Source organism: Streptococcus sp. ELY_125 (assembly GCF_058314535.1).
This window is the reverse complement of the sequence record NZ_JBZFUM010000033.1, coordinates 1-19,672: the sequence shown is the minus strand read 5'-3', so window position 1 is coordinate 19,672 and position 19,672 is coordinate 1. Positions and strand designations below refer to the sequence as shown.

General features: G+C 41.1%; 19 protein-coding genes. 15 read left to right on the top strand and 4 right to left on the bottom strand.

From position 1 onward, the window contains the following. Positions 1-279: 279 nt before the first annotated feature. Both AC4HAL_RS10605 and AC4HAL_RS10600 read right to left on the bottom strand, forming a co-directional pair. Positions 280-951, bottom strand: a complete 672-nt coding sequence (locus AC4HAL_RS10605; RefSeq protein WP_491094135.1) for a DUF1129 domain-containing protein — start codon at positions 949-951, stop codon at positions 280-282. Positions 952-995: 44 nt separating this feature from the next. After that, entirely contained in the window at positions 996-1,940 is a 945-nt protein-coding gene (locus AC4HAL_RS10600; protein WP_447452656.1) for a magnesium transporter CorA family protein, read from the bottom strand. Positions 1,941-2,250: 310 nt separating this feature from the next. Between AC4HAL_RS10600 and gmk the strand changes: the two genes are divergently transcribed. From gmk to AC4HAL_RS10540, 12 genes are all read left to right on the top strand, one after another. After that, positions 2,251-2,865: a guanylate kinase gene (gene gmk, locus AC4HAL_RS10595; protein ID WP_491094134.1), complete on the top strand. Its 615-nt coding sequence runs from the start codon at positions 2,251-2,253 to the stop codon at positions 2,863-2,865. 22 nt (positions 2,866-2,887) lie between these two features. Further along, positions 2,888-3,205, top strand: coding sequence for a DNA-directed RNA polymerase subunit omega (gene rpoZ, locus AC4HAL_RS10590; protein ID WP_491094133.1), 318 nt, complete (start codon positions 2,888-2,890; stop codon positions 3,203-3,205). Between the two features lie 102 nt (positions 3,206-3,307). Beyond that, positions 3,308-5,692 (top strand): primosomal protein N', encoded by a 2,385-nt coding sequence (locus AC4HAL_RS10585; RefSeq protein WP_491094132.1) that lies wholly within the window; start codon positions 3,308-3,310, stop codon positions 5,690-5,692. A 71-nt stretch (positions 5,693-5,763) separates the two neighbouring features. Further along, positions 5,764-6,699 carry a methionyl-tRNA formyltransferase gene (gene fmt, locus AC4HAL_RS10580; protein ID WP_491094131.1) on the top strand — a complete coding sequence of 312 codons (936 nt, stop codon included), beginning with the start codon at positions 5,764-5,766 and terminating at the stop codon, positions 6,697-6,699. Beyond that, on the top strand, positions 6,683-8,008 hold the full coding sequence (gene rsmB, locus AC4HAL_RS10575) for a 16S rRNA (cytosine(967)-C(5))-methyltransferase RsmB (RefSeq protein ID WP_491094136.1): 1,326 nt from the start codon (positions 6,683-6,685) through the stop codon (positions 8,006-8,008). Before fmt ends, rsmB begins: the two co-directional genes overlap by 17 nt. Positions 8,009-8,032: 24 nt before the next feature. Continuing rightward, entirely contained in the window at positions 8,033-8,776 is a 744-nt protein-coding gene (locus tag AC4HAL_RS10570) for a Stp1/IreP family PP2C-type Ser/Thr phosphatase (protein WP_447452651.1), read from the top strand. Further along, positions 8,773-10,437: a Stk1 family PASTA domain-containing Ser/Thr kinase gene (gene pknB / locus AC4HAL_RS10565; RefSeq protein ID WP_491094130.1), complete on the top strand. Its 1,665-nt coding sequence runs from the start codon at positions 8,773-8,775 to the stop codon at positions 10,435-10,437. Before AC4HAL_RS10570 ends, pknB begins: the two co-directional genes overlap by 4 nt. Positions 10,438-10,761: 324 nt before the next feature. Beyond that, the gene (gene liaF, locus AC4HAL_RS10560; protein ID WP_447452649.1) at positions 10,762-11,460 is read left to right on the top strand and encodes a cell wall-active antibiotics response protein LiaF; all 699 of its coding nucleotides are present in this window, start codon (positions 10,762-10,764) and stop codon (positions 11,458-11,460) included. After that, the gene (locus AC4HAL_RS10555; RefSeq protein ID WP_447452648.1) at positions 11,457-12,494 is read left to right on the top strand and encodes an envelope stress sensor histidine kinase LiaS; all 1,038 of its coding nucleotides are present in this window, start codon (positions 11,457-11,459) and stop codon (positions 12,492-12,494) included. The genes liaF and AC4HAL_RS10555 overlap by 4 nt, the downstream gene beginning before the upstream one ends. Further along, positions 12,478-13,122 (top strand): response regulator transcription factor, encoded by a 645-nt coding sequence (locus AC4HAL_RS10550; RefSeq protein WP_491094129.1) that lies wholly within the window; start codon positions 12,478-12,480, stop codon positions 13,120-13,122. Before AC4HAL_RS10555 ends, AC4HAL_RS10550 begins: the two co-directional genes overlap by 17 nt. 97 nt (positions 13,123-13,219) lie before the next feature. Next, positions 13,220-14,620, top strand: coding sequence for a bifunctional Cof-type HAD-IIB family hydrolase/peptidylprolyl isomerase (locus AC4HAL_RS10545; protein WP_491094128.1), 1,401 nt, complete (start codon positions 13,220-13,222; stop codon positions 14,618-14,620). Then, the gene (locus AC4HAL_RS10540; protein ID WP_491094127.1) at positions 14,617-14,967 is read left to right on the top strand and encodes a S1 RNA-binding domain-containing protein; all 351 of its coding nucleotides are present in this window, start codon (positions 14,617-14,619) and stop codon (positions 14,965-14,967) included. The genes AC4HAL_RS10545 and AC4HAL_RS10540 overlap by 4 nt, the downstream gene beginning before the upstream one ends. 262 nt (positions 14,968-15,229) lie before the next feature. On the opposite strand, the gene cysK is transcribed toward AC4HAL_RS10540, so the two are convergent. After that, positions 15,230-16,153 (bottom strand): cysteine synthase A, encoded by a 924-nt coding sequence (cysK, locus tag AC4HAL_RS10535; RefSeq protein ID WP_491094126.1) that lies wholly within the window; start codon positions 16,151-16,153, stop codon positions 15,230-15,232. Positions 16,154-16,256: 103 nt separating this feature from the next. Beyond that, the gene (locus AC4HAL_RS10530; protein ID WP_447452643.1) at positions 16,257-16,886 is read right to left on the bottom strand and encodes a YigZ family protein; all 630 of its coding nucleotides are present in this window, start codon (positions 16,884-16,886) and stop codon (positions 16,257-16,259) included. Between the two features lie 46 nt (positions 16,887-16,932). Between AC4HAL_RS10530 and AC4HAL_RS10525 the strand changes: the two genes are divergently transcribed. The 3 genes from AC4HAL_RS10525 (at position 16,933) to hpf (ending at position 19,523) form a co-directional block, all read left to right on the top strand. Next, on the top strand, positions 16,933-18,231 hold the full coding sequence (locus AC4HAL_RS10525) for an ATP-dependent helicase ComFA (protein ID WP_491094125.1): 1,299 nt from the start codon (positions 16,933-16,935) through the stop codon (positions 18,229-18,231). Beyond that, positions 18,231-18,899, top strand: a complete 669-nt coding sequence (locus AC4HAL_RS10520; RefSeq protein ID WP_491094124.1) for a ComFC family protein — start codon at positions 18,231-18,233, stop codon at positions 18,897-18,899. The genes AC4HAL_RS10525 and AC4HAL_RS10520 overlap by 1 nt, the downstream gene beginning before the upstream one ends. A 75-nt stretch (positions 18,900-18,974) precedes the next feature. Next, on the top strand, positions 18,975-19,523 hold the full coding sequence (gene hpf, locus AC4HAL_RS10515; protein ID WP_447452640.1) for a ribosome hibernation-promoting factor, HPF/YfiA family: 549 nt from the start codon (positions 18,975-18,977) through the stop codon (positions 19,521-19,523). The last annotated feature ends 149 nt before the right edge of the window (positions 19,524-19,672 follow it).

The following is a 19,672-nucleotide window of genomic DNA, read 5'->3' as shown; positions in this document are numbered from 1 at the left end:
CTGCCTTGTGAAGGTCAACGATTTGTTGTTTAAAGTCATCTGTGAAATGACGGCGAATTTTTCTAGACATATCTGTTCTCCTATTTTCTTTAGTGTAGAACACTTTATCATTTCTGTCTAGTTTAGTGTAACCTATTTATACGCTTAAAAACAGAAGAATAAGAGTATTCTCTTTTGTGTGAAACAGGAAGACAAATAAGCGCCCTTATTCATCTCATTGAGAAAAAAATCCCAGGCTTATGCAGACTGAGATTTCTAAGATTTTATTTTTGAGCAGGACTAGGGCTTCTGAGTTGCCAAGGCACTTTGGATATTATATTGCTTCTTAAGGAAGTATTTAAGAGCGAAACTAAGTCCGCTGATAACAATCATAACAAGTCCAGGGAGAACAGGATTTAATGCCTTAGGAATCAAGGCTGTAGCTCCAACAAAACCAATCCAAATCAGCGTAAAGACAGCCATATAAATTAGGGATCTCCATAGACTAGGCCGCTCGCTTTTAGGCTTTCCTGCATATCGGTAAACAAAGTGATAAAGAGCATAAAGAGCAGCACCGCCAGTCAGGGCAGTAACAATAGTGGTCACAATACCATAACCTTGCTGGTAGTAATGTTTGTTAGCAAGAGATGTGAGACCATAGATAAGACCGAAAAATCCTAGAAGCATCAGACTGCTATCCAGCCACATCAGCCAAGGATTCTTATTTGTATCATCCCTCTGCGCTTGGTTAGCTTGGGTAGAGCTGGACTCTGTAAATGTTTTAGCCCAGATAGTAGGCGCTCCAAAGAGAGAACGGGCTGTATGTCCTTCTTTTTGATTTTCAATAATAGTTGGAAGGACATCGGTCAAGATAGCCTCAATCTCTTCTTGACTTTTGCCATCCTTTTGAAGTTGATGGCTGGCAATCGTAATAAATTCCCGATTTTTTTTGGTCAATTCCTGTAAATCCATAGGGTGGTAGTCTCCTGTTTTGATAAGTTTTGAAATATTTGAAATTAGAACCAGCGCTTACGAATGAAATAGATAACGACAGTCAAACTCATGACTGAAGCAATAAAAACAATAAACCAGAAAGCGTGTGGCAGACCATTTAAAGGCAACCAGTTGTTTTTAAAATTCATCCCATAAGCCGAGAAGACGACAGTTGGGATATCTAAGGCCATGGTCATTAGCGCCAGTGTCTTCATAATAGAATTCTGGTTGTTAGAAATAATAGATGCTGATGTTTCAGTCATGACATTGAGGACATTTTCATAGATGCTGGCCATCTCGATGGCCTGTTGTGTTTCAATCAAGGTATCCTCTAGTAAATCTTCATCGTCGATATATTTTTTCAAGCTGGAGGCGTTGCCTGTCAGCTTTTTGACAATACGTTCATTGATTTTCAACGAAGCCTTTAGGTAAATAATAGACTTCTCCAACTCCATCATATCAATAAGCTGCTCATTTCTGGTTGCATCCTCTAGTTGAGCTTCGATACGATCGCTTTGGCGGTCGATCGAGCGCAGAGCAGTTAGAAAGAGCTCAGCATTGCGATAGAGAAGTTGAAAGACAAATCGTGTCTTCATAAAAGTGTAGAAGCCTCGTACTCGTCGATTGAGAAAATTATCAAAAAGGATCAATGGTTCCAAACAAGTAGTAATAACGACTTGGTTTGTGACGATAATACCTAAAGGGATGGTCACATAATAGCTCTTGCCATTGCGATCTTCTTGAGTTGGCACATCAACGATAATCAGGGTGTAGTTATCCTCAACACTGATCCGCGAACTTTCTTCGGCATCTAGGGGTGCTCTTAGGTCGGTAATGTCAATACTGAACTGCTCAGCAAGTTTGACAGATTCTTCCTGGGAAGGGTTCACAAGATTGATCCAAGCCCCAGGCTCGAATGTTTCTATTTCGTTGAGTTGATTATTGGCAGAAAGAAACATTTGTTCCATAAGAACCCCTCCTCATAGTGATAATTTGCTCCAAGGCACACCTTACCATTATACTATAATTAGCTGGGTTTGTGGGTAGCTTTTTATAAAAAATTCTTAGCTCTTGAGAGGAAAGTTGGTTCAGTTGTTAACAGGTAAACTTATGATACCCCTCTTGATAAAAGCCTCTATTTTTGTTAAACTTAAGCATGAGAATCGGGACGAACGTATGCGGAGTGATACGACTTTTGACTGATAGTTTTATCAAGTGAAAGTAGCGGATTCTGTTGTTGGTTGAATGTCCTTGATAGTTTACGATAAGGAGCCTGCTATGTCCGAACGTGGATTGTTGATTGTTTTCTCTGGACCTTCTGGGGTCGGCAAGGGAACGGTTCGTCAGGAAATATTTTCAACGCCAGACCATAAATTTGAATATTCGGTCTCGATGACGACCCGTGCTCAACGCTCTGGAGAACAGGATGGTGTTGATTATTTTTTCCGAACCCGTGAAGAGTTTGAAGAGTTGATTCGCCAAGGACAGATGCTGGAGTACGCTGAATATGTCGGCAATTACTATGGTACTCCCCTAACCTATGTTAATGAAACGCTAGATAAAGGCATTGACGTTTTTCTGGAAATTGAGGTTCAAGGAGCGCTCCAAGTTAAGAAAAAAGTACCAGACGGGGTTTTTATATTTCTGACACCGCCTGATTTAGAGGAACTAAAAGATCGTTTGGTTGGTCGCGGAACAGATAGCGACACAATTATTGCTCAGCGTATTGAACGGGCCAAAGAGGAAATTGCCCTTATGCGTGAGTACGACTACGCAGTGGTCAATGATGAAGTACCTGCAGCAGCAGAACGTGTCAAACGTATTATTGAAGCGGAGCACTGTCGCGTCGATCGGGTTATTGGCCGCTATAATAAGATGATTCAAGATATTTAAGTTAGAAAAGAGATACTGCTTTATGATGTTAAAACCTTCTATTGATACCCTTTTGGATAAGATTCCTTCAAAATATTCTCTCTGCATTTTACAGGCCAAACGTGCTCATGAACTAGAAGAAGGAGCCAAGCCTACTCAAGGCTTTAAATCTGTTAAAGCAACCTTGCAGGCTTTAGAAGAAATTGAAGCTGGCAAAGTGACGATTCATCCAGATCCTGCTGCCAAACGTGCTGCTGTTATTGCACGTGCAGAAGCCGAGCGTCGGGCTAAGGAAGAAGAAGAACGTAAGATTAAAGAACAAATTGCTAAGGAAAAAGAAGAAGAAGGTGAAAAGATTTAAGATTTTGCCAGATAATCAAAGAAAAAGCACGAGCTGGGATTTGGTAATCTCAGCTTCCTTAATTTTTTCAGCTGTTGTCAAGCATTCTAAAGGAGGGGCAGTATGGAAAAGATAGCCAAGGTCATTGTTGATATACCTTTGATGCAGACGGATAAACCTTTTTCCTATCAAATCCCAGCCGAACTGACAGACCTGGTCAGCCTAGGCAGTCGGGTGCATGTTCCCTTTGGTAGGAGCAATCGTCTCCTGCAAGGTTTTGTTGTTGGATTTGATGAAGGCGATCCTCAAGATTTGAAAAAATTAGTAGCTGTCTTGGATTTTGAACCAGTTCTCAACCAAGAGCAGCTAGAATTGGCGGATTACATGCGTCATACTGTTTTTTCCTACAAAATTTCTATTCTCAAATCTATGATTCCGAGTCTCCTCAATTCTGACTATGACCGTATTTTGGAGGCAACTGATGCCTTGTCTGATTTGGATAGAGAGCTTATTTTTGGTAAGCAAGATCAAATTTATTATTCTGCTTTGGATAGCAGTTTAGAAGGTCAGGTGACTAGGTTGGTTAGGGCAGGGCAGATTAGGATTCGTTATTCTGCTAAGGATAAAAAAACTCTAAAGACAGTGAAATACTATCGTCCTGTCTTTGATAAGCTTAAAGAGTTGGAGATTGCCAAGAGAGCTAAAAAACGCCAAGAGCTTAAGAATTTTTTACTGACTCACCCGAGCTCAGCCTTACTTTCTGACTTACAGAAACAGTTTTCGCGTGATCAAATTAACTTTTTTAGGGACGCTGGTGCACTCGCAATTGAGGAGGTTGAGGTGAACCGCAGTCAGTCCTATTTTGCTCATGTTGAAAAGAGCGACTTTCTAAAGCTTAATGCCGAGCAGGCCTATGCTGTTGAGAGCATTACAGCTGACATAGGACGAGATAATAAGCCTTACCTGCTGGAGGGGATTACCGGTTCTGGAAAAACAGAAGTCTACCTCCACATTATTGATCATGTCCTGAAGATAGGAAAAACGGCTATTGTCCTAGTGCCTGAAATTTCTCTGACCCCCCAGATGACTAACCGCTTTATCTCACGTTTTGGTGAGCAGGTTGCAATCATGCATTCGGGACTGTCAGATGGAGAAAAATACGATGAGTGGCGCAAGATTAAATCGGGTCAGGCTAAGGTTGTAGTCGGTGCCCGTTCGGCCATTTTCAGTCCGCTGACTAATATCGGAGCGATTATCATTGATGAGGAGCATGAGGCAACCTACAAACAGGAATCTAATCCTCGCTATCACGCTCGAGATGTAGCACTCCTGCGTGCCCGCTATCATAAGGCTGTCTTGGTCATGGGGTCTGCTACTCCTAGCATTGAGAGTCGGGCGCGTGCTAGCCGTGAGGTCTATCATTTTATTCGTTTAACCCAGCGGGCTAATCCTTTAGCAAAAGTTCCCAAGGTCGAGATTATTGATTTTAGGGATTATCTAGGTAAGCAAGAAGTTAGCAATTTCACCCCGCTTCTATTGGATAAAATCAGGGATCGCTTGGACAAAAAAGAACAGATTGTCCTCATGCTTAACCGCCGCGGATTCTCAAGTTTTATTATGTGCCGAGAGTGCGGCTATGTCGATGATTGTCCTAATTGTGATATTTCTCTGACCCTGCACATGGATACTAAGACAATGAATTGCCACTACTGTGGCTTTCAAAAGGGAATCCCTCACACCTGTCCAAATTGCAGCAGCTCCAGTATTCGTTACTATGGAACAGGTACGCAGAAAGCCTTCGACGAGCTTCAGGAAATACTACCAGAAGCCCGTATTATTCGCATGGATGTCGATACAACTAGGAAAAAAGGTGCGCATGAAAAGATTTTAGAGTCTTTTGGTCGAGGGGAGGCAGATATTTTGCTGGGAACCCAAATGATCGCCAAGGGGCTAGACTTTCCTAATGTTACCCTAGTGGGAGTACTCAATGCAGATACGTCCTTGAATCTTCCAGATTTTCGTTCAGCTGAAAGAACCTTTCAGCTCCTGACCCAAGTAGCGGGACGAGCTGGTCGGGCAGAAAAAGCTGGCGAAGTCCTGATTCAAACCTATAATCCTAATAATTACGCTATTCAGCTGGCTCAACAACAGGATTATGAAGCCTTTTATACCTATGAAATGGCAGTTCGCAGGCAATTAGCCTATCCGCCTTATTACTATACTGTCGGTTTAACCCTGTCTCATAAAAATGAAGAGAAGGTTATCCAGAAGTCCTTTGAAGTTGTTAACCTGCTTAAGAAGCAGCTGAGCAACAAGATAAAAATCTTGGGGCCAACACCTAAGCCTATTGCTCGTACCCACAACCTCTATCATTATCAAATTATTATCAAGTATCGGTTTGAAGACAGATTAGAAACGGTGCTTAATCAGATTTTAGATTTGACGCAAGAAAAAGACAATAAGGATTTACGTCTGATCATTGATCATGAGCCGCAAAGTTTTGTCTAAGACTGGAAGCTTGTTGTGAAATTTAAGTAAAGGAAAGATTGCTCTGAGTTTTGAGCAATCGTGGTAAATAGATGACAAAAATAATTTTTATGGGAACCCCCGACTTTTCGGCGACAGTCCTCAAAGGCTTATTAGCCAGTGAAAATTACGAGATTTTAGCAGTTGTAACTCAGCCTGATCGAGCTGTCGGCCGTAAAAAAGAAATCCATTTGACACCAGTCAAAGAGATTGCTTTAGCCTATGGTTTACCTATTTATCAGCCTGAAAAGTTGTCAGGATCAAAGGAATTGGAGCAGCTGATGGATCTTGGTGCCGATGGAATTGTGACGGCCGCTTTCGGTCAATTTTTGCCGACCAAGCTCCTAGATAAGGTTGGCTTTGCGGTTAACGTTCATGCGTCTCTTTTGCCTAAGTATCGCGGCGGCGCCCCTATCCACTATGCCCTTATTAACGGTGATGAGAGAGCGGGTGTAACCATCATGGAAATGGTTAAGGAGATGGATGCTGGCGATATGATTAGTCAGGACAGCCTGCCTATTACAGATCGTGATAATGTAGGAACCCTCTTTGATAAGTTAGCCGTGCTAGGGCGCGATTTATTGTTGGAGACCTTACCGAATTACCTGAATGGTACAATTAAACCTCAACCTCAAGATAACACTCAGGTAACTTTTTCCCCCAATATTCAGCCTGAGGAAGAACGGCTGGATTGGACTAAGTCTTCTCGGATGCTTTTTAACCAAGTGCGTGGTATGTATCCTTGGCCGATTGCCCATACCTTGCTCAAGGGTCAGCGTTTTAAAATCCACGAAGCTCAATCGGTAACTGGTCAAGGGCAGCCAGGAGAAATTATTGAAAAAACCAAAAAGACTTTGGTGGTTGCCGCTGGTCAGGGGGCTCTGTCGCTCAAAACAGTTCAACCAGCTGGTAAACCTAAAATGTCTGTAAGGGATTTTCTTAATGGTGTTGGACGTCAGCTTGAAGTAGGTGATTATTTTGGTGACTAAGTTTCGAGGGACAGCCCGCAGCGCTGCTTTGCAGGTATTGGAGGAGGTGTTCAATCAGGGAGCCTATTCCAATGTCGCCCTCAACAGGGTGCTGTCATCTACACCTTTATCCGATCAAGACAAGGGATTGGCTACTGAGATTGTCTACGGGACAGTTGCACGAAAGATTACATTGGAATGGCATTTGTCTCATGTTGTTGATGATCGAAACAAGCTGGAGTCATGGGTTTATATTCTACTTATGCTTAGTCTTTACCAGTTGCTCTATTTAGATAGGCTGCCTCGGCATGCTATCGTGAATGAGGCAGTAAAATTAGCTAAGAAACGTAGCCATAAGGGAGCAGATAAGTTGGTTAATGCTGTCTTGCGTAGATTATCGCAAGATTCCTTGCCAAAACCAGCAGATATTAAGCGTAAGAATAAGCGCTATTCGATTGAATATTCCCTACCTGTCTGGCTGGTTAAAAAAATAATTGACCAATATGGTGAGAAACGTGCAAGAAAAATCTTCCAAAGTCTTTTTATTCGTAATAAAGCCAGCGTTCGAGTGACGAATCCGCTGAAATTCGACGAAATTAGGGTTTCAACAGGTGCTAACATCTCTAAATTATCTCCATTTGGTCTGGTAAAAGAGTCGGGCTACTTTGCAGGAACAGAGTATTTTAAAAACGGGGATATCACCATTCAAGACGAATCCAGTCAGCTGGTTGCACCAACCTTAAAAATTCAAGGGACAGAAGAAATTCTTGATGCTTGTGCTGCTCCCGGCGGAAAGACTACCCATATGGCAGCCTACTTAACGACAGGACACATCACTGCCTTAGATCTCTATGATCATAAATTAGATTTGGTGAAAGAGAATGCTCGGCGTCTCCGCCTAGCTGATAAAATTGATACGCAAAGACTGGATGCCCGTTTAGTCCACCAGCAGTTTGCTCCTGATAGTTTTGACAAAATTTTGGTTGATGCCCCCTGTTCGGGAATCGGTTTGATCCGGCGTAAACCCGACATCAAATATAATAAGGACATTCAGGACTTTGAACAGCTGCAAACCATACAGCTAGAGATCTTAGACAGTGTTTGTCAAACCCTGCGTAAAAATGGTATAATAACCTACAGTACCTGCACTATTTTTCAGGAAGAAAATCAAGAAGTTATTCGAGCTTTCTTAGATACCCATCCTAATTTTGAACAGGTAAAACTGGAACATGAGCAGACAGATATTGTGGAGGATGGTTTTATGTGCATTACTCCTGAGAGCCATCAGACCGATGGATTCTTTATTGCTCAAGTGAAGCGTATGTATTAGCGTGAAAGGACAGTTAAACAATTCATGGAAATTGCTTTACGGACTGATATCGGACAGAAACGTTCTGATAATCAGGATTTCATCAATCAATATTACAATCAGGCAGATATTCCCCTTATCATCTTAGCGGACGGTATGGGAGGACATCGTGCTGGTAATATCGCGAGCGAGTTGACGGTAACCGATTTAGGTAAGGCGTGGGAAGCGTTAGACTTCACCGATCTTAGCCAAATCCGTGACTGGATGATTGATATCATTGAAAAGGAAAATAAAAAGATTCACGAGCTGGGCAAAGAGGAATCGTACCGCAGCATGGGAACAACTATTGAGGCTGTCGCTGTTGTTGATAATGCTGCCCTATACGCCCATCTGGGGGATTCTCGTATCGGTCTTATCAGAAATGGCCAGTACCAACAATTGACAACGGATCATTCCTTAGTCAATGAATTGCTGAGAGCTGGTCAGATTACCGAAGAGGAAGCGGCTACCCATCCCCAGCGCAATATCATCACGCAATCAATTGGTCAACAAAGCCCAATTGAGTTAGACTTGGGTGTACAACAGCTGGAAGCTGGCGATTTCATCCTGATGAATAGCGATGGTCTGACTAATATGATTTCTAGTGAAACCATCGTTAATATCCTGTTGGCTGATGATGGGAATCTTTCTGACAAAGCTGAGCAGCTTGTCGCCGAAGCTAATAAAGCTGGTGGCCTAGATAATATTACCGTGGGACTGCTACACGTAGAAGGTGAGGCAGCATCATGATTCAGATTGGCAAACTATTTGCTGGTCGCTATCGTATTCTTAAGTCCATAGGACGAGGCGGTATGGCGGATGTATATCTGGCTAATGATTTGATTTTAGAGGGAGAAGAAGTAGCCATCAAGGTACTTCGAACCAACTATCAAACCGATCAGGTTGCGGTTACCCGTTTTCAGCGGGAAGCCAGAGCCATGGCAGAGCTCAGCCATACTAATATCGTTTCAATCAGGGACATCGGTGAAGAAGATGGCCAGCAGTTCCTTGTAATGGAGTATGTGGATGGTTCAGACCTAAAACACTATATTCAAGATAATGCCCCTTTATCCAATAGCGAAGTCGTGCGTATCATGGAAGAAGTACTGTCAGCCATGACATTAGCGCACGAAAAAGGAATTATCCACCGCGATCTAAAACCACAAAACATCCTCCTTACTAAGGATGGAACAGTTAAGGTTACAGATTTTGGAATAGCGGTAGCCTTTGCGGAGACCAGCTTGACTCAGACCAATTCCATGTTGGGAAGTGTTCATTATCTATCCCCCGAGCAAGCGCGTGGTTCTAAAGCGACAGTTCAATCTGATATCTACGCTATGGGGATCATGCTGTTTGAAATGCTGACAGGGCATATTCCTTATGATGGTGACAGTGCTGTTACTATTGCCCTTCAGCATTTTCAGAAACCCTTGCCGTCTATTCTGGAAATTAACCCAGATGTTCCCCAGGCCTTGGAAAATGTTGTTATAAAAGCAACGGCTAAACGTCTTGATGACCGCTATAAATCAACCTATGAAATGAGTCGTGATCTCATGTCTAGTTTGAGCTATAATCGCAGTCGTGAAGCCAAGTTAATTTTTTCGGATGTAGCGGATACTAAGACATTACCAAAAATCGACAGCAGCACCGCCAACGCTTCTGCGGAACAACTTTTGAAAGCGACAGACAAAACCAAAAAACAGGAAGTAACCGCCCAGCCTGAAGCTCCTAAGAAAGTTAAACCTAAGCGTAAGCATAAGGCAGGTGTGTTCGGCAAGATCGCTGTTGCACTTTTATTAGCTATTATTGTTATTGTTGCCTTTCTCATGCTACGTCACCCATCTACGATTACAGTGCCGGACGTTTCTGGACAGGACTTAGCTACAGCTAGGAGAACTATTGAGGATGCCGGACTTGAAGTCGGAGAGGTCATCAAATCGGAAAGTGATTCGGTAGATGAGGGACAGGTCATTCGAACTGGACCTGAAGCTGGGACATCTAAAAAAGAGGGGCAAAAAGTTAATATCTATGTATCTACCGGTAAGGGCAGTTTCAAAATGAAGGACTACACTGGTGAAAACTACGAGGATGCCATTGATGATTTAGCCAAACGCTATGGCGTCTCCAAGTCACAGATTGAAATTACCGAATATGAAACTGCCTACTATACTGAAGGGACGATTATCGAACAGACACCTACAGAGGGTTCTGAGTTCGATCCTTCTGGTAAAGACAAAATTGAATTTACGGTAGCTGTCTATGGCTCAAGCTCAACTTCTGAATGGTACAGTCAAGATTCTGATTCAAGCTCAAGTTCTGAGTCGAGTTCGTCAAGCTCTTCTACATCGAGCTCCGAGCAACCGGACAGTAGTTCTGACAGCGGAACGGCTGATCAGAGCTCTGGGGAATAATAAATATTAAGGGATTGAAGCGCCGCTTCAATCTTTTTTTGGAGCTCACTCTCGCTTCATCTTGCTAGCAAGCTATTATCCGTTAAAAGAATGGTTATAATTGATGTTTAAAGTCTTCCAGTATTAAGAGTCGGATGTGTTTGAAATAGGAATAGGATGGCTATTTCTTTGCTTTATATCTTGTCCTTCTTAGGTCCTAAGGCCTATCTTATTCACTGCTAAGGCCAAGGCAGCTGAAATTTCAAGGGATTTTTGATACAATGAGCAGGTAAATGAAAATTAGACCTCTTTTGCTCCCAAAAGGAGGGTTCTCAAAAGGAAACCATGAAAAAATTTCAATTTTTCTTGTTAGTCGAGGCCTGCCTACTAACAATGGCATTAGTGACCATCTTGTCGGATAGTTTGACTGCTTTTATTTTAATTTTAGCACTGACTCTATTGGTTCTCTTCTTTTATAATAAGGATAACCGTGGCAGTTTTTTGCTGACAGTCAGCTCCCTCTTTCTCTTTTTAGTATTTATGCTCAATCCATATATCATTGCAGCAGTATTATTAGCTGTTGCTTACACTGTCATTAACCATTTTTCTGAGGTCAAGCATCGCAACCAATATGCCGTATTAGAGTTTGAAAAGGATAACTTATCTGTAACGCCGCTTCCCAACCAATGGTTAGGGGCCAGCCGTCATATCAGTCAGGATTTTTATACCTTCGATGATATCAATGTCATCAGAGTTAGTGGTTCTGATACCATTGATTTGACCAAGGTCATTGTATCGGGTCGTGATAATGTCGTTATTATTCGGAAAATCTACGGCCCTACTAAAATTCTAGTTCCTCGAGATGTGGCTGTTAAACTAGATGTCAGCGCCATCTATGCCAGTGTCTCTTATCTAGGATTTCCTGAGTATGACTTGCGCAATCAGTCGATCAAATTAAAGCAAGAAGATGATAAGGAACTTTTGCGCTCAGTTAAGGTTGTTATCAATATTTTTGCAGGTTCTGTTGAGGTGGTGCGCTCATGAAACGTAACGATTTCCTGCTAATCTTTTTATATGTTAGTGTCACTGTTGGATTCATCATCTTTATCATTTTTGACAGCTTAAATCTCGATACTCGAGCTGTTTTTGCCAATCCGATTGTCTTAGAGCAGTTTCTTTTTTCTGTTATTCTCTTGATGTTTTCAGTCAGCTTTCTCTTGATTTTAGTCTGGCTGGTCGTTGATGACAACAGTAAGCGCCATATTAATCAGAGCTTGCGACGCATTATCAATAATCAGCCTGTCGGTAAGCAGGCTGAGACTGAAGTAGGAAAGAATCTTGAACGCCTGTCTAAAAAGATGGGCCGAGTTACAGCCAATTTGCAAAAAACAGAGAACGCCTACATTTCTAACAGCCGAGCTATTGTAACTCAGGAGCGCAAACGAATTGCTCGTGATTTGCACGATACTGTTAGTCAGGAGCTTTTTGCCTCCTCTATGATGCTATCAGGCGTAGCCCAGAATTTGGAGCATTTGGATGCTAAGCAGCTGCAAGAACAACTAACTTTAATAGAACAAACTCTGATTAGTGCTCAGAATGATTTGCGAATTATGCTCTTGCATTTGCGGCCGACAGAGCTTCAAGATCGCACTTTAGCGGAAGGAATCTCTATGCTTCTAAAGGAACTGCGCGATAAAAGCAATATCGAAGTTGTCTTTAAGAAGGATGTAGTACAATTACCCAAAATCATAGAGGATAATCTCTTTAGAATCGCCCAAGAATTTATTTCTAATACCCTCAAGCACGCTCACGCCAGCCGCTTGGAAGTCTATCTCTATCAGGTGGATAATGAGGTCCAGTTCAAAATGATTGATGATGGACAGGGATTTGATATGGATGCTAGCCGAGAGCTGAGCTATGGTCTTAAAAATATTCAAGACAGGGTTGATGATTTAGCTGGGACGGTCAATATGCTTAGCAGTAAAGGCAAGGGGGTTTCGATGGATATTCGTTTGCCAATTTTAGATGATTATGATGAAGAAAAGAAAGATGAGGACGAAAATGACAGAGAAAACTAAAATTATTCTAGTAGATGATCATGAAATGGTTCGCTTAGGTCTGAAAAGTTTTTTTAACATGCAGCCAGATATCGAAGTAATAGGTGAAGCTGATAACGGTCGTACTGGCGTTGAAATGGCTTTAGCTCTACGTCCTGATGTCGTGGTTATGGATTTAGTCATGCCTGAGATGGATGGAGTAGAGGCAACATTAGCCATTTTAAAAGAATGGAAGCAGGCTAAAATCTTGGTTTTGACCTCTTATTTGGATAATGAAAAAATTTATCCAGTTATTGAAGCAGGTGCCAAAGGCTATATGCTTAAGACTTCCAGCGCAGCCGAAATCCTTAATAGTATCCGTAAAGTCGCACAAGGGGATGTTGCGATTGAAACTGAGGTTGACAAAAAGATCAAGTACCATGACCAGCATCCGGATTTACATGATGACTTGACAGCACGTGAACGCGATGTTCTGAGCCTTTTAGCAAAAGGATATGATAATCAGACTATCGCTGACGAGCTCTTTATTTCGCTTAAAACAGTCAAAACACATGTTTCTAACATCTTATCCAAGTTAAATGTCGAAGACCGCACTCAGGCTGTTGTTTACGCTTTTCAACACAACCTTGTTCCGCAGGATGAACAATAATGCTATAATAATACCAAGGTGATCAGTAAATTAGCTGAATGCTAAGGCAGCCAGTGGCTGTTAATTCAAATAAAAAATAGAAAGACTATGATAAGGTATGGATACTAAAACAAAGTATCGTGCGAAAAAAATCAAGGCAGTTTTCTTTGATATTGATGATACACTAAGGATTAAAGAGACAGGCTATATGCCGCCCTCTGTTGCAAAGGTTTTTCGCAGACTAAAGGATAAAGGAATTATAACAGGTATCGCTTCTGGCCGTGCTATGTATGGTGTGGTGCCCGAAATCAGAGATCTCAATCCTGATTTCTTTGTCACTATCAATGGCGCCTACGTTCTTGATAACAAAGAAAGGATTATCTATGACAATCCTATGCCGGAAGAGCTGAAGGAAGCCTACGTGACTTGGGCGAAGAAACAAGGAATCGCCTACGGTTTTGCTGGTAGAAATGAAGCAATTGTGTCAGAACGTTCTGAACTCATTGAGCAAGCGATAGTCCCTGTTTATGGAAGCTGTCGTGTAGATCCTAATTTTTACCGTTATAATGATGTTTATCATATGTGGACATTTGCAGATAGAAACTCTGATTTGATTTTGCCTGATGAACTTGCTGAGAAGTTGCGCTTAGTACCTTGGCACCCTCATTCATCAGATGTTGTTCTTTATAATACATCAAAGGCCTCCGGTGTCGCTCATATCATGGAAAAACTGGAACTCACTCCTGAAAATTTATTAATTTTTGGCGATGGTCCTAATGATATGGAAATTTTTGATTACGCCGGGCTTAAAGTAGCAATGGGAAATGCCGTCCCTGAATTAAAAGAAAAGGCAGATTTTGTAACAAAAAATGTAGAGGAAGATGGTATTTTATATGCCTTAGAGGAGTTAGGTTTGGTAGAAAAAGAATTATACTTTCCACAATTGGATTTAGAAAATGTTGAAGGACCAGTCGCCACGATAAAAACCAATCATGGTGATTTGGTTTTACAGCTATTTCCAGAACAGGCCCCTAAAACGGTAGCCAACTTTATCGCTTTAGCTAAAAAAGGCTATTATGATGGCATTATTTTTCATCGCATTATCCCAGATTTTATGATCCAAGGTGGTGATCCGACTGGTACCGGTATGGGTGGTGAATCCATTTATGGCGATCGTTTTGAAGATGAATTTTCCGAAGAACTTTACAACTTACGCGGTGCTCTTTCCATGGCCAACGCAGGTCCTAACACGAACGGAAGTCAGTTCTTTATTGTTCAAAATAAGAATTTTCCTTATTCGACTCAAGAATTACAGCAGGGTGGCTGGCCAGAAAAGATTGCTGAAGCTTACGTAACTGGAGGGACTCCTCATTTGGATCGTCGTCACACTGTCTTTGGTCAGTTAGCAGATAAGGCGTCGTTTGCAGTCTTGGATGAGATTGCTGCAGTCGAAACAGGAGCCCAAGACAGGCCCCTTGAAGATGTTGTCATCGAAACGGTTGAGGTTTTTGACGAATGAAAATTGGAGAAAAGTATAAGGGAACTGTCACAGGCATTAAGCCCTACGGTGCTTTTGTCAATTTAGAAAATGGAACAACAGGATTGATTCATATTTCTGAAATAAAGACAGGCTTTATTGAAAACATCTACCAAGTCCTCAAACAGGGGCAAGAAGTCTTAGTTCAAGTTCTTGATTATGATGAATTTAGCCACAAAGCCAGTCTTTCTATGCGAACCTTGGAGGAAGAAAGGCACCACTTTTCCCATCGGCACCGTTTCTCAAACAGTCACTATAAAATTGGTTTCAAGCCGTTGGCAGATAATATGGAGCAATGGGTTAAAGAAGGGCTAGAGTATTTAAAGTAAATAGCTAAAAAGCGTGGTACTCAGTACATGTGTATTGTTGTTCTGCGCTTTTTTATAATGACATTTATGAGGAGCGGTACCGCTTATTTCCAGTCCAATCGCAAGCAGGGTTACGGAAATCAGGTGCCTAAAAAGGCTCTATAAACTCCTAGTGGGGATTTCACCCACTACAGTTGACAATGAGCTCTAAAAAATTAGGAGCCAGAATGTGTCCGGCTCCTAATTATAATCGTTAATGTTGATGTTCTTACTTATCAATGGTTTAATCAAAATCATATAGACTTGTTGATAAGTAGCGTTCTCCATTATCAGGCAGGAGAGCCAAAACCTTTTGACCGGCTCCCAATTCTTTAGCAATCTGAATAGCAGCGTAAATAGCGGCAGAAGAAGAAATGCCAGCTAAGAAACCTTCTTGTCCGCCAATAATACGTCCAGTAGCAATCGCATCATCGGACTTCACACGAACAATTTCGTCGTAAGCATTAGTGTCTAAAGTTTCCGGAATAAAACCAGCCGAAATCCCCTGAATCTTGTGAGGACCTGGCTTATCACCGGATAGGACCGCAGATTCATCGGCTTCTACTGCGTAGACTTTTATGCTGGGATTGCGCTTTTTAAGTGCATGAGAAACACCAGAGATTGTTCCGCCTGTTCCGACACCAGCTACAAAAGCGTCTAGTCCATCTGGAAAAGCTTCAATAATTTCAGCTCCAGTTGTTTTCTCATGAATAGCGGGATTAGCTGGATTATTGAATTGAAGGGGAACCCAACCGCCAATTTCCTGCGCAATCTCTTGTGCCTTGCTAATAGCTCCCTTCATTCCTTGACTGCCAGGGGTCAGGACCAACTTAGCGCCATAAGCCTGAATAATTTTCCGACGCTCAACGCTCATAGTTTCAGGCATAGTGATAATAACTTTATAACCCTTGGCTGCTCCTACCCAAGCTAAACCAATACCGGTATTGCCACTAGTCGGCTCAATGATGGTGTCACCAGGCTTGATAAGTCCTTGCTGCTCGGCATCTTCAATCATAGCCAGAGCAATTCTATCCTTTACAGAAGAGCCTGGGTTAAAAGATTCCAGCTTTACATAAACATCGGCCGCTCCTTCTGGTACACTATTATTTAACTTAAGAATCGGGGTGCGTCCGATCAACTCAGTAATGTTGTTGTAAATTGCTACCATAAATCCACCTCTAAAAATCATTAAGTTTAGTATATGGCTAGTATAGACTTCCAGCGTTTATCTGTAAAATACAAATTGTTTATAAGTTGATAGGCAATCATTATCAACTTATAGGAACTTCTACCACTTGTCTGCCAGCTCTGTTAGCGATTACCTTACCACTATAAAATTCCCGCAAATGAGCGAGGCAGTCTGCCAGATCTTCAGGGTCAACGTAGAGTACGGTTTCTACCTTATCAGAAAAACTTGTATGAAATTCTTGTAAACCTTCAGCGGCTAAGAAATTAGCGAAAGTCTGGTACTGTGGATAGCTTAATTCAAGTTGCAGCCCTTCTTGTTCTTTAATTTGGACTAGCCCAGTCTCAGAAATCGTATGAGCAACAATTCCGGCATAAGCTCTAATCAGTCCACCAGCCCCCAGTTTAATACCGCCAAAATAACGAGTAACAACGGCAACAATATTAGTCAACTCTTGTTTTTCTAAGACTCCTAGCATGGGTATACCAGCAGTTCCGCTAGGTTCACCATCATCACTTGATCGTTTTATGTCAGATTTTTCGCCAAGAATCATTGCTGAGCAAGAATGGCTGGCTTTATAGTGTTTTCTTTTAATTTGGGCGATATAATCTCTAGCTTCGCTCTCACTGGTGACACGTTTAACGTGGCAGATAAAGCGTGATTTTTTTATGACATCTTCAATAATATTATCCCTAGCAATAGTTTTATAATTCATAAAAAAATTCTACCATATTTCATTGAAACTGCGAATAGATAAATAAATGAAGTATTTAAAAAATTACTATGGCCGCCAATTTTTAGGTTATCAGCTGCCTGCTGATATAAAGCAAGAAGCAACCAGTATTCCAGCTACTTACCAAAAGGCAGGGAAATATTATTGCCGCCGCTGTCAAAGTCGCTTGCACAGAGCTTGGCGACTGCCGGATAATTCTTATTATTGCCGTAACTGTTTGATTTTTGGACGTATAACGACTAATGATCAAATATGTTATTTTCCCCAAAACGATTTTCCAATAAGAAACTATCTAGAGTGGCAAGGTCAACTGACTCCTCAGCAAAAAGAAATCTCTGACAACCTAGTAATTGCTTTTGGTAAAAAAGAAAATGTCTGGGTTCATGCTGTTACAGGATCAGGCAAAACAGAGATGATTTATCAAGTAGTTGCTACGGCCCTAAGTCAAGGGCAGGGAGTTGCACTTGTCAGTCCTAGAATTGATGTCTGTCAAGAGCTCTATCAGCGCTTTAGCCGAGATTTTTCCTGTCCTATTACCTTGCTCCACATGGATTCTGCCCCTTACAAAAGAGCTCCCCTCCTTATTTCAACGATCCACCAGCTTTTTAGATTTTACCAAGCCTTTGATTTAATTATCATTGATGAAGTTGATGCTTTTCCTTACGTTGATAATCCAATTCTTTATCAAGCTGTGACGAATGCCTTGAAACCAAATGGCTCAAGAATTTTTTTAACTGCGACGGCGACAAATAATCTGGAGAAACAAGTCAGGAAAAAGAGATTGAAAAAATTACAACTAAGTCGACGCTTTCACGCTCATCCTTTAGTCGTTCCTAAATTAGTTTGGTTGTCAGAATTGGAAAAAATGCTGACTAAAAATCGATTACCTCAAAAACTTCTTGCCAACATTAGAAAGCAAAGACAAAGTTATTATCCGCTCCTGATATTTTATCCCACTATCCAAGAAGGAGAGCTGGTTTCCAAATTGCTTAAACACTATTTTCCCAAAGAAAATATCGGCTTTGTATCTAGTCAAACAACCGATCGGCTCAAGCAGGTACAAGCTTTTCGCGATGGAGACATAAGGATATTGGTAGCCACAACCATTTTAGAAAGGGGAGTTACTTTTCCAGAGGTGGATGTCTTTATTCTAAAGGCAAATCATCGACTTTATACGAGCTCTTCTCTTATCCAAATGAGTGGACGCGTTGGTAGAAGTAAGGAACGTCCAACAGGTGAATTAGTCTTCTATCATGATGGTGTCACTAAACATATGAAAAAATCCATAGTAGAAATCAAAAAAATGAACAAGAGGGGTGACTTCTGATGCTTTGCCTAATATGTGGCAACAATGCGGTGGAAAAAAGAAAATTTACAGATTTACTTTTACTACCAAATGAAAAAAGTTGGCTTTGTACGGCTTGTTGGTCTAGCTTTGAACAAATCAGTTCTTGTCACTGTCCGCTATGTTGGAAAGCAGGAGAAAATAGTATTTGTCAAGACTGTCAGTATTGGCAAAATTTAGGGAAACAGGTCAGCCACGAGGCCGTTTTTACATACAATCAAGCTATGAAAGATTATTTTTCTTCTTATAAATTTCAGGGAGACTATTTATTAAGAAAGGTTTTTTCGGAGATTCTTAGATCAAGATTGGCTAAGTATCGAAACTATATTTTTGTGCCAATTCCTCTGAGTCAAATGAGTTATAAGGAAAGGCGGTTTAATCAGGTACAAGGGTTGTTGGACGCGGCAAATTTGCCTTACAAAGATTTACTTTTAATAACCGAAAATAAAAGGGCCAGACAATCTGAAAAGTCACGGAAGGAAAGATTGCAGACACCGCAATTTTTTGCTCTCAAGGGACAGAGCAAACTGCCTCAAAATATTTTATTGGTGGATGATATATATACTACCGGAAAAACACTAATGCTAGCCAAGGAAGCATTAAGTGAAAAGGGTGTGAAAACTATTAAAAGCTTTTCATTAGCACGCTAAAAAACCTTGCAAAATATTTCAAATATAGTAAAATGAAATAGAAGAAAGCGTTTTAACGCAAGAAAGAGGTAGTCTATGATTAAATTTAGTATCCGTGGTGAAAATATTGAAGTCACAGAAGCTATCCGTACTTATGTAGAGTCAAAATTAGCTAAAATTGAAAAATACTTTAACCAAACTCAAGAATTAAATGCAAAAATTAACTTGAAAGTTTATCGTGAAAAAACAGCTAAAGTAGAAGTAACAATTCCTGTAGGTTCCATTACTTTGCGTGCAGAAGATGTATCGCAGGATCTCTATGGTTCAATTGATTTAGTGTCAGATAAAATTGAACGACAAATTCGTAAAAATAAAACAAAGATCGCTAAAAAGCATCGTGAAAAAGTTGCAACAGGGGAAGTTTTTTCGGCAGAGTTTTCAGCTGAAAAAGCAGAAGAAGTACCAGAAGCAAAGATTGTACGTACCAAAAATATTGATTTAAAACCGATGGACGCTGAAGAAGCAATTTTACAAATGGATTTACTTGGCCATGATTTCTTCATCTACACGGATGCCGATGATGGGACAACTAATGTTATCTATCGGCGTGAAGATGGAGACTATGGGCTGATTGAAGCAAAATAAATTAAAAACTCTGGATTATCCAGAGTTTCAGACTGAAGACAAAGCTCTTGGAATTACATTTCTAAGAGCTTTTTGCTCTGTTTAGGAGTATACTAAAAGAAAACAGTTTGTGAGGTAAGGCCATGTTTCACAAAGAAAAGCCAGATTAT

Bases quoted from the DNA above. Each gene is read 5' to 3' on its own strand.
- AC4HAL_RS10605 (WP_491094135.1), bottom strand. From the start codon at position 951: ATGGATTTACAGGAATTGACCAAAAAAAATCGGGAATTTATTACGATT.
- AC4HAL_RS10600 (WP_447452656.1), bottom strand. From the start codon at position 1,940: ATGGAACAAATGTTTCTTTCTGCCAATAATCAACTCAACGAAATAGAA.
- gmk (WP_491094134.1), top strand. From the start codon at position 2,251: ATGTCCGAACGTGGATTGTTGATTGTTTTCTCTGGACCTTCTGGGGTC.
- rpoZ (WP_491094133.1), top strand. From the start codon at position 2,888: ATGATGTTAAAACCTTCTATTGATACCCTTTTGGATAAGATTCCTTCA.
- AC4HAL_RS10585 (WP_491094132.1), top strand. From the start codon at position 3,308: ATGGAAAAGATAGCCAAGGTCATTGTTGATATACCTTTGATGCAGACG.
- fmt (WP_491094131.1), top strand. From the start codon at position 5,764: ATGACAAAAATAATTTTTATGGGAACCCCCGACTTTTCGGCGACAGTC.
- AC4HAL_RS10570 (WP_447452651.1), top strand. From the start codon at position 8,033: ATGGAAATTGCTTTACGGACTGATATCGGACAGAAACGTTCTGATAAT.
- pknB (WP_491094130.1), top strand. From the start codon at position 8,773: ATGATTCAGATTGGCAAACTATTTGCTGGTCGCTATCGTATTCTTAAG.
- liaF (WP_447452649.1), top strand. From the start codon at position 10,762: ATGAAAAAATTTCAATTTTTCTTGTTAGTCGAGGCCTGCCTACTAACA.
- AC4HAL_RS10555 (WP_447452648.1), top strand. From the start codon at position 11,457: ATGAAACGTAACGATTTCCTGCTAATCTTTTTATATGTTAGTGTCACT.
- AC4HAL_RS10550 (WP_491094129.1), top strand. From the start codon at position 12,478: ATGACAGAGAAAACTAAAATTATTCTAGTAGATGATCATGAAATGGTT.
- AC4HAL_RS10545 (WP_491094128.1), top strand. From the start codon at position 13,220: ATGGATACTAAAACAAAGTATCGTGCGAAAAAAATCAAGGCAGTTTTC.
- AC4HAL_RS10540 (WP_491094127.1), top strand. From the start codon at position 14,617: ATGAAAATTGGAGAAAAGTATAAGGGAACTGTCACAGGCATTAAGCCC.
- cysK (WP_491094126.1), bottom strand. From the start codon at position 16,153: ATGGTAGCAATTTACAACAACATTACTGAGTTGATCGGACGCACCCCG.
- AC4HAL_RS10530 (WP_447452643.1), bottom strand. From the start codon at position 16,886: ATGAATTATAAAACTATTGCTAGGGATAATATTATTGAAGATGTCATA.
- AC4HAL_RS10525 (WP_491094125.1), top strand. From the start codon at position 16,933: ATGAAGTATTTAAAAAATTACTATGGCCGCCAATTTTTAGGTTATCAG.
- AC4HAL_RS10520 (WP_491094124.1), top strand. From the start codon at position 18,231: ATGCTTTGCCTAATATGTGGCAACAATGCGGTGGAAAAAAGAAAATTT.
- hpf (WP_447452640.1), top strand. From the start codon at position 18,975: ATGATTAAATTTAGTATCCGTGGTGAAAATATTGAAGTCACAGAAGCT.